5 protein-coding genes are annotated in these 9039 nt (G+C 43.2%); all 5 read left to right on the top strand.

Annotation, left to right across the window (positions count from 1 at the left end):
* The first annotated feature begins 222 nt into the window (after nucleotides 1-222).
* The 5 genes from G3569_RS17695 (at nucleotide 223) to G3569_RS17675 (ending at nucleotide 8513) form a co-directional block, all read left to right on the top strand.
* Entirely contained in the window at nucleotides 223-1602 is a 1380-nt protein-coding gene (locus tag G3569_RS17695; RefSeq protein ID WP_165271420.1) for a nucleotide sugar dehydrogenase, read from the top strand.
* 104 nt (nucleotides 1603-1706) lie between these two features.
* Nucleotides 1707-2957, top strand: a complete 1251-nt coding sequence (locus G3569_RS17690) for an MraY family glycosyltransferase (protein ID WP_165271419.1) — start codon at nucleotides 1707-1709, stop codon at nucleotides 2955-2957.
* Nucleotides 2958-3619: 662 nt separating this feature from the next.
* Complete coding sequence (locus G3569_RS17685) at nucleotides 3620-3793, top strand: hypothetical protein (RefSeq protein ID WP_165271418.1); 174 nt, start codon at nucleotides 3620-3622, stop codon at nucleotides 3791-3793.
* Nucleotides 3780-4151 carry a type II toxin-antitoxin system VapC family toxin gene (locus tag G3569_RS17680; protein WP_165271417.1) on the top strand — a complete coding sequence of 124 codons (372 nt, stop codon included), beginning with the start codon at nucleotides 3780-3782 and terminating at the stop codon, nucleotides 4149-4151. The genes G3569_RS17685 and G3569_RS17680 overlap by 14 nt, the downstream gene beginning before the upstream one ends.
* 1911 nt (nucleotides 4152-6062) lie before the next feature.
* The gene (locus tag G3569_RS17675; RefSeq protein WP_165271416.1) at nucleotides 6063-8513 is read left to right on the top strand and encodes an SLBB domain-containing protein; all 2451 of its coding nucleotides are present in this window, start codon (nucleotides 6063-6065) and stop codon (nucleotides 8511-8513) included.
* Nucleotides 8514-9039: the final 526 nt, after the last annotated feature.

Genomic DNA, 9039 nt, shown 5'->3' with positions numbered 1-9039 from the left:
TCTTTCATGTTGCATTTACTACTTGAACTCAGAATTGAAAAAATGAACAATAACAGATCGCTTCACGACTTCTACGATACAGAGAAAGAGTAAGATAGAAGGTTACATAATGATATGATCTTTGATTAACCAAAAGGGCAAAAAAATATTTTTGATCTTTAATGTACACTTTCGATAAACTTGTCTATCTTCAGCATCAAAATTCATAAACTATATTTAAAAATGAGTATTGATTCAACAAATACCATTCAGCAAGAAGAAATAAAAACAGATCAGCTGCAGGAGCTGTTAGGCAAGATAGAGCAGAAAAATTATACGGTAGGTATTGTTGGGCTCGGTTATGTGGGCCTCCCCCTTATGTGGACCTTCCACAGCAATGATATGCCGGTGTTAGGATTTGATATTGATAAAGAGAAAATAAGCTGCATCGAAGAGGGGAGACCATATATCAAGCATCTTGGCAAAGAGATGATGCAGAAACTGGCCGATAGTGATAAGGCTGGCGCCACAGTAGATTTTAGTCGTATTCCTGAAGCAGATGCACTGATGCTCTGTGTGCCCACTCCGTTGGATCATCACCGGGAGCCTGACATGCAGTATGTAGAGAAAACGTGCTTGACCGTGGGAGAAAACTTGCGAAAAGGGCAGCTGGTTATTTTGGAGTCTACAACCTATCCCGGTACCACTGAAGAATTGATTATTCCGATTTTGGAATCAAAGTCTGGGTTAACAGCCGGTAAAGATTTCTATGTTGCCTACAGTCCAGAAAGAGAGGATCCGGGAAATGTTGATTTTAATACGTCAAAAATTCCCAAAGTGGTCGGTGGGCACGGGGAAGAAGCTATTGAGCTGGCATGTGCCCTTTATGATACCTCAATTGTTGAAACGGTTCCCGTATCCGATACCAAAACGGCCGAGGCGGTAAAGATTACGGAAAATGTGTTTCGAGCAGTAAATATTGCTCTTGTAAATGAGTTAAAAGTGGTATTCAGTGATATGGATATTGACGTGCATGAGGTGCTCGATGCCGCGGATACGAAGCCGTTTGGGTTTATGAAGTTCGTTCCGGGTCCCGGTTTGGGAGGACACTGCATCCCTATTGATCCGTTTTACCTGACCTGGAAAGCCAGGGAATATGAGCAACATACCCGCTTTATTGAGCTGGCCGGCGAAATTAATACTTCTATGCCGCAGTATGTGGTTGATCAGACACTCAAAGCACTGAATGCCCATAAAAAGGCTATGAATGGGAGCAAGGTACTTGTTATAGGATTGGCTTATAAACCGGATGTGGATGATATGCGGGAATCTCCAACTTTCAAGATTTTAGACCTGCTTCAAAAATATGGTGCTGAGGTATCTTACTATGATCCGCATATCCCCGTTATTAAACCTACCCGGGAACACGACGAATGGACCGGAGTAGAAAGTATAGCATGGTCTGAAAATATTATTAGTCAATTTGATGCAGTAGTTATTTCTACTGACCATTCGTGTATTGATTATAAGGAGCTGGCAAAATGGAATGACTGTATAGTAGACAGCAGAAATTCCTTAAAGGATATTTCTCCCGATAATGATATCCATATTTGGAAAGCTTAAATTATAAAATGCCAGTTTTTTAATAAAAATTGTATTCGTTCAGTAAAAGCGTTACTTTTGTTCACAACTGATCAAGTAGAGGTTTGCTATTTAAATAATATTATATGGAACAATTGTTACTATTGAATGAGGGTTTAGCGATGGGAGTTGCTTTTTTATTTGCCTGTATGGTTTCATACCTCTCCATACCGGTAATTATTAGCGCTGCTGAGAAGAAGCATCTTTTTGACCACCCGGATAATGATCGGAAATTACACTCAGAAGCGATACCAACGCTTGGCGGCATTGCTATATTTTTTGCATTCCTGTTAACCTTTGCACTAAGTCCGTGGGCAGCGGGTCTGGAAGGCTTTTCTTATTTAGTAGCTGCTTTACTGATTTTATTTTTTGTAGGGCTGAAGGATGATTTGGTTATTATCTCTGCAAAGAAAAAATTAGTAGCACAGCTTGTTGCTGCCGGTCTGGTGGTATTTGGAAGTGATATCCTGATTTCAAATTTTCATGGTGTTTTCGGCTTGGCTGAGATACCGTACTGGTTTGCAGTGCCTATCACCTTTTTTACAATTATAGTAGTGATTAATGCCGTTAATCTTATTGACGGTATTGATGGTTTGGCAGGAGGGATTGGAGCTATAGCTTCTTTGCTATTTGGTATCACATTTTGGTATACCGGTCACTTACCGATGGCGGTATTCTCGTTTTGTTTGACCGGGGCATTAGCCGGGTTTTTGTATCATAATTTCAGTCCCGCTTCTATTTTTATGGGGGATACCGGTTCAATGCTGCTGGGATTTCTTTTAGGTATTCAAGCGATTGAGTTTATCGGGCTTAGCGGTGAGCCGGCATTTGTATCTATATTTGGAAATGCGTCTCCCATTTTACCGGTAGCAATTTTAGGTTTTCCACTTTATGATACGCTGCGTGTGGTATTAAGGAGAGTACGAAGAAAAAAATCGATTTTTGAACCGGGACAAGACCATGTGCATCATGAGCTTCTGAGAATGGGTTTTTCACATAAAAATGCATCGCTGCTGTTGTATGGAAAAAGTTTAATATTAGCTGTTGCCATTAGCGTTTTGGCTATGTTTAGTATTAATGTAAACATACTATTGGGGGCAGTAATAGTAGGGAGCTTACTTATATTCCCGACTAATGGGATGAAGCGTAAGATTCTCACTAGCTTATTTGGGGTTGATTGGCTGGCATTTCGAAGTCAGAGATGGGGTATTGAATTCGATAATGAAAAAAGCTCTTCTCAAGATATTAACCAGCCGGTACCAGAAAAAGAGTTTGAAGTTTTAGCAGAGCGTTCCTCGGATGAGAAGGAAGAAGAAATTGATAGTATAGCGGTCTGATTTATAAGGTTATTTATTTTATTTAAGGCATATCCGAAAGGGTGTGCCTTTTTTTGTTTGATGGAGGACTGGGGACAGACGACGGCTGACCGTTTCCTTACCTATTTCATCTCGTTCCAGTGCTCTGCGTCGGGACGAATTTGCCAGGGAATGTATGTTCATTTTTTGTCAGCATTTGCCAGAAGTTGGACCAGCGGAGCTGGAAGAACCCACGTAGAACGGGGCACGGCAAAAAAGTACTGGGGGAATCGTAGATTTTGTTCTAGTTAAAACAATGAGAAGGGGTGTTGCTCTGTCTCGGTAGTTGCTATTATCATGCTTTTCCCGCGATTCGCCCCAGCCCCCCGGAAAGACAGTGAATGGTTACTGTGTGATTAGGTTATTGAGTGACTAAGTAGCAAAGTAACAGAGTTTCAAAGTGCTTTGACAGTTGGCTGATGACGAACGACCGGAGACCGTTTGGAATATTGATCCCAGGCTGTTGAAAAGTTTGCAACTTGTATTAATCTAGCTATATAAACTGAACAGTTGTTAAATAGACAATTATATCTGATATTTTATTAGATAAAATTTATAATATGATGATTTAATAATGGGCTATATAAACTGGATCAATTAATTTCCCTGCTTAGCACCTATTTTAAATCGAATAAAGGAGCATTATGTCTATCATTATAACTAAAGATGATTCTGCAGAAAAGATTCGTGAGGCTATTCAACAGGCCACGACTAAGAAAACCCAAAAGAGTATCAATCTGGATAAATACTTTGGTAAAATAGACTTTGATGAGGAAGGATTAGAATATCAGAAAAGGGTAAGGAATGAGTGGAAATAATATTGTTGCAGATACTTCTTTGCTAGTGAATTTTTTTAATGGATTAGATATTGCCCGAAAAGTCATGAGAGGGCAGCAAATATGGATATCCTGTATTACAGAAATTGAATTATTAAGTTACTCAGGACTCACCGATCAGGAAGAGCGGATTATAAAATCATTTATCGGAGAGTGTAATTTGATTGATTTACATGAGGGTGTTCGAAAATTAGCAATTGATTATAGAAAAGAACAGGGGTTAAAAGTACCGGATGCAATTATAGCAGCTACTTCAGCTTATCTGGATTTCCCTTTAGTTACGATGGATGGTGATTTTGACAAGGTTGAAAGCTTGGAAGCGTTAATTTTACAGATCTAATTGGTTGTGTGTTGAAGGTTTGGACGGAAAGGTGGTGATTAGGTTATGAAGTAACAGAGTGACAAAGGTGCAAAGTGACAGAGAGAAAAAGTCTTTGACGGTTGACCGGGGATGGATGACAGACGACTGATGGCTGGTAAGAGGTTGCCTAAACGACGTCATTTCGCTGTGCCCGTCATTCGGGGACCGACCGTTAGGGAGCGGAGAAATCTATCAGGCTTTATTTTCTTTGTATTGCTTTCCGGATCCCTCCATGCGCTTTGCTTAGTCGGGATGACGTCTGAGATTGGAGGTGGTTTTTCTACGGTTAAATCCTGCTGTGAAGGAGTTGTACTCCTGAACATTAGGAATAATCTATGTTTGTGGTAAGTCACAAGTGCTATTCATTTTTTTCAGCAAAAGTTCTTGTTACTGTTTTTGAATGAGCAAAAAAGTAACCAAAAAACTCACCGGCTGAGAATTCTGAAATCAGCTTTGCTCATTCGGCGAAAGTATTTCAATGGTCCTTGTTCTTATGAAGGTAGGTTTAGGTATTGAACCGGTATGAAATACTTCTTTTCGCCTCATGCGCTCCGCTCAAAATTCGTTATGCCGGGGAAGGGAAATCTGGCTCCTTGATAAGGACCTATGTTTGAAACCATATCATAGCCTCCATGTCATCCTGAACTTGTTTCAGGATCTCCCTGAGTTCCTTTTATCGCCGGTAGTCGGTGAGTGTACTCTTTATCTCGTTCCAGTGCTCTGCGTTGGAACGCAGGTACTGCTTATTTTTCTACACCAGTACGAATACCTGTGTTGTCCATTTTTTGTCAGCAAAAAATAGACGAAAAAACTGCTGGGGGAATCGTAGATTTTGTTCTGGTTAAAGCAATGATATTGTNTTTATCTCGTTCCAGTGCTCTGCGTTGGAACGCAGGTACTGCTTATTTTTCTACACCAGTACGAATACCTGTGTTGTCCATTTTTTGTCAGCAAAAAATAGACGAAAAAACTGCTGGGGGAATCGTAGATTTTGTTCTGGTTAAAGCAATGATATTGTGTGTTGCTCTGTCTCGGTAGTTGCTATTATCATGCTTTTCCCGCGATTCGCCCCAGACCCCCGATTAATAACCTCCTTGTCATCCTGAACTTGTTTCAGGATCTCCCTCTCGAAGTTTTTCTGTTCATTTTTTTAATGACGATCCGCCGGTAGTCGGACTAACAATAATTGTTCTGTTCATTTTTTCAATCAAGAAAAAACGAACCCACGTAGAACGAGGCACGGCAAAAAAATTGACCGGCTGAGAATTCTGAACCCTGCTCCGAACATTCGGCGGGAGCATTTCGATGGTCCTTCGGGATACGTGCTTGGGCTGGTGGTATCACCGGTACTACTATGCCAAGGTAAAATCTGCCGAAGCACAGCCTACGTAGCCGAGGGCTACTTCGGCGCAGTAGACCCTTAAGCTCAGGCATGGCTTCGTAGCACAGGTACGAAATGCTCCTGACCGCCTACTGTTCTCCGCTCAGAATTCGTTATGCCGGGGAAGGGAAAACCAGATCCCCGATTGAAAAAGCATATTCAAAGCAATGTCACTGCGAGGGATTCCGCGATTTTTCGGAAGACCGCGGCAGTCTCTCTTTCTTAGTTCGCGTAGGATCTGAAGGACAGTTTTCAGAGTATCAAATTAGCTATGCCAGGGGAGATCTCCACTCCGCCGGTTGGCAGATCACGATGACAGGCGTTGTTATTTGAGTATTAGCAACTAGCATCCTGCATCCAGCATCTTGTATCCTGAATCCTAAACAACAAAAACGATGTGTACCTTTTAGCTGATATTTGTTACATTTGTCCTCGATCATAAAAAGTGTCTACTCTCGGTAGAGAGATGGGATGGACCTAAACAGATAATTACTTCATTATTTTAGCCGATGGCGATTAAAAAACAGCTATTCAGTACAGCAGCAGTCATATTTTCTTTACTATTTATCCTAGTGGCCAATGCAGCGGCACAGGATATAGGATCTATAGATTTTAAAAATTTACGGGCCTCAGAGCTTTCCGATCAGCAGATTCAACGACTGTGGGAGCGGGCCCAGGAAAGAGGGTATTCCATATCTCAACTGGAACAGCTGGCTCGGGCCAGGGGGATGTCGTCCTCACAAGTAAGTGCCTTTGTTCGGCGCCTGCGAGAAGTGCGAATGCAGAGTGGAGATGGGGGACAGTCGCAGGATACCGGTCAGATGAGGTCGGTGGCTACCGATACCACCCGGCTTTTTATGGAGTCTGAACGTCGGGATGATAGCTTCAAAAGCCGCATCTTTGGAGCTAATTTATTTCGCGGTGATCAGATCGACTTTACGCCCTCATTGAATATCCCTACGCCCCAAGATTACCAGCTGGGTCCGGGCGATGAATTGGTGATCGATATTTGGGGCGCGGCAGAACAGACCTACCGCAAAACGGTGTCTCCCGAGGGGACCATTTCTATAGCCAACCTGGGGCCTGTTTATGTGAACGGCCTGAGTATTGAGAAGGCCCGCGATCGACTCCGTGCCAGTTTAAGTCGCATCTATTCCGGGCTCAAATCCGATAAAGATGCCCCCACCGATACCCATGCCCGTATTTCATTAGGAAATATTCGCAGCATCAATGTGACGGTGTTGGGAGAGGTGCGAAAGCCGGGCACCTATACGCTGCCTTCGCTGGCTACTGTTTTCAATGCTTTGTATTCTGCCGGCGGTCCTGACTCAACGGGAACATTCCGTGAGATTGAGGTACTGCGGGGAGACAGTGTTGCGGCTACGCTGGATATCTATGACTTTTTAGTGTATGGCAATCAAGAAGATAATATTCGCCTGCGCGACCAGGACATCCTGAAGATCGATCCGTACATCAACCGGGTAGAAGTATCGGGCAAGACTAAACGAAACGGTATTTTTGAGACCAAAGAAGGGGAGACCATTCAGGATTTAATTACTTATGCCGGTGGGTTCAAGGATAACGCCTATACCAAGCGTATCAAGGTGTTGAGTAATACCGGATCCCAACGACGTATTGATGACATAAGATATCCGGAGCAGAGTGATTTTGTGCTGGGAGATGGTTCCAAGATGACGGTCGGTAAGGTGCTGGATCGTTATGAAAACAGGGTAGAGATTGAAGGAGCAGTATTTCGTCCGGGTGAATATGAGCTGCAGGATTCGACCAGCCTGTATTCTTTGATTCAACGTGCCGAAGGGGTGCGAGAGGATGTGTTTATGAACCGGGGACTGATCTACCGGGAGCAGAATGATCTGACGACGGAGGCTATTCCTTTTAGCGTGCGTGATGTGGTTAGCAATCCCGAAGAGCACGATATCATGCTTAAGCGCAATGATATGGTTCAGATATCTTCGATCTTTGATCTGCGCGATGATTACCGAGTCAATATTGTGGGTGCGGTGCAAGAGCCGGGCAATTTCCAGTATGCTGAAAATATGACGCTGGAAGATCTTATATTGCAGGCCGATGGGTTCAAAGAGTCGGCAGCGCCCTATCGTATTGAGATATCACGGCGTATTACCGGGGGCGATTCGACTTTTGTACCTCGAGAGACGGCTAAAATTTACCAGTTTAGAGTTGATGAAAACCTAGAGCTTGGTAATGAAGCATCAGAGTTTACACTTAAGCCCTTTGATAAAGTGTTTGTAAGAAATTCTCCTTCCTATTTTGAGCAGAAAGAGGTGACTGTTAAAGGAGAAGTGTTATTCTCAGGAGAATATACGCTGAACCAAAAGTATATGCGTATTTCTGATCTTTTGCAGCGGGCAGGTGGATTGACGCAATATGCGTATCCACGTGGAGCTAATCTTACACGGAAATTAGAGCAGCGCATTGATACCACGGATATTAATATTCCTGATTCTTTATCCAATGGAAATGATATTCAGAGAAAAACTACAAAGGTTGGTATTAATCTGGAGAAAATTATACGCAATCCTGGTTCTGAGTATGATTTGATATTGCGCCCCGGTGATGTGTTGGAGATCCCGAAAGAGCTGCAAACGGTTCAGGTATCGGGCGAGGTATTGTATCCTATCAGTGTTAGATATCGCGATAATATGTCGGTTAAGGAGTATTTGCGTGCGGCCGGTGGTGCTACGGACCTGGGTAAGCCCAAAGATGCGTATGTGGTCTATGCGAATGGAGAAGTAGATCGTGCACGAAAGTTTCTGTTTTTCCGGAATTACCCGGATGTGCGTCCCGGTGCTACAATTTATGTGCCTAAGAAGCAGCAGGAACGTAAGCTTACTACGCAGGAGCGTATTGGTATTTTGTCGGCTATTGTGTCGATGGCGGCTATCGTCAGTAATACGATTTTCCAGATACGACGTAATTAGTGGTTAGGGGATGTTGAATGTTGAAAGGTATAGACCTCGGACCGAGGACGGCTGACCATGTATTTATCTCCCCTTGAGGGGAGTGCCGCGAAGCGGGAGGGGTGTTTTCTTAGTGATTAAAGAAATTTTGAGAGTTGGGTTTTGAATGCTGAGTGGTTGCCAATCGAGGATGGAGTCTTTTGAGCGACTAAGCAATTGGAAAGTACTCATGTAGAACGGGGCACAGCTACGGCGGAAAAGATAATAGCATTGATCTTGTGTGCCCCCGTTTTTTGATCGACCATCCGCCAGTGGGCGGATCAGCAGAGCTGGAAGCCCTCTTGTTAGCAATACATTTCTTAGTACCCATTTTATGACCCACCCTTGTTCCCTCCCTAAAATTAGGGAGGGAGACTTCTCTACAAAGAAAAGAGCAATGACAGGCGTTGGGGTTAGTAATTTAAAAGCAGTGTCACTGCGCCGTGCCCCGTTTTACGGGGAGGGATTCCAGTGATTTTTCGGAAGACCGCGGCAGTCTCCTTTTCTT

Origin of the sequence: Fodinibius halophilus, from assembly GCF_011059105.1 — a bacterium.
Classification (GTDB): Bacteria; Bacteroidota; Rhodothermia; order Balneolales; family Balneolaceae; genus Fodinibius; species Fodinibius halophilus.
The sequence above is the reverse complement of the archived record's forward strand: the minus strand, read 5'-3'. Positions and strand labels throughout refer to the sequence as shown.

Coding starts and splice junctions, on each gene's coding strand:
- G3569_RS17675 (WP_165271416.1), top strand. CDS start 6,063: ATGGCGATTAAAAAACAGCTATTCAGTACAGCAGCAGTCATATTTTCT.
- G3569_RS17695 (WP_165271420.1), top strand. CDS start 223: ATGAGTATTGATTCAACAAATACCATTCAGCAAGAAGAAATAAAAACA.
- G3569_RS17685 (WP_165271418.1), top strand. CDS start 3,620: ATGTCTATCATTATAACTAAAGATGATTCTGCAGAAAAGATTCGTGAG.
- G3569_RS17680 (WP_165271417.1), top strand. CDS start 3,780: ATGAGTGGAAATAATATTGTTGCAGATACTTCTTTGCTAGTGAATTTT.
- G3569_RS17690 (WP_165271419.1), top strand. CDS start 1,707: ATGGAACAATTGTTACTATTGAATGAGGGTTTAGCGATGGGAGTTGCT.